Annotated in this window: 1 protein-coding gene; it reads right to left on the bottom strand. The window is 40.4% G+C overall.

Annotated elements, in window-relative coordinates; genetic code table 11:
- Positions 1-103: 103 nt before the first annotated feature.
- Positions 104-723, bottom strand: a 620-nt coding sequence (locus WGMM_RS04800) for a terminase gpA endonuclease subunit (RefSeq protein ID WP_038250888.1), incomplete at its 5' end; no start/stop codon positions are given.

The following is a 723-nucleotide window of genomic DNA, read 5'->3' as shown; positions in this document are numbered from 1 at the left end:
CGTGATCACCGTACGCAATGGATACTACTCTTTCCCCGCTCTGTAGCTTCTTTATCGCTTCTTCTACTTGAGTTAAATATTCTTGGTTGTACATCAACTTTTCTCATTCAACCGTTGACTTCTTCTCACTCTTTTTTGACTTTTTAGTTTTTTCACCTACTAAACTTTCCCATTTACTCTCTGACCAACGATCAATCCCCAGGGCAATAGACGCTGCTCTTGCGTAAACTCTGTAATCTAGTACTTCATTTCGATCTCTTATCTTTTGCCATTCTTGTTTGGTATACCCTTTTACTACCTTGGTAATTAGTTGTTCTGCAGTAAGTTGCTTAAAATATTCAGGTGGATATTCGGGAAAATGACAATACCCCGGCGCCCCTTCTGTTAAAACATTAAGTAATTGGAAAAGCTCGGACTTCAATATCGATACCCCAACTGGCCACAGCTCCATTCCTCTCTTTAGCTTTTGTCCGCTAACTGTTACATCTACTCTACTTGAGCTGTTAAGCGGCACTAGCGCTTTGTTTGCCCCTTTTACTGCCATTACTCTTCCAGAGCCTTGATGACTTCTTACCCAATTGTATACCTCTTGTGTTGTATACCCAGCATCAACCGCCATCATACCTATCATGTATTCAAGCCCATTTTCACCGATAAAATGATGATTCAAAAGCTCTGAAAGTTTTTCCCATACTTCTCCACTTCCAGTATCACCTTCTAATA

The sequence above is a fragment of the Wolbachia endosymbiont of Glossina morsitans morsitans genome, from assembly GCF_000689175.1.
Classification (GTDB): domain Bacteria; phylum Pseudomonadota; class Alphaproteobacteria; order Rickettsiales; family Anaplasmataceae; genus Wolbachia; species Wolbachia pipientis.
This window is presented reverse-complemented; position numbering and strand designations above follow the sequence as displayed.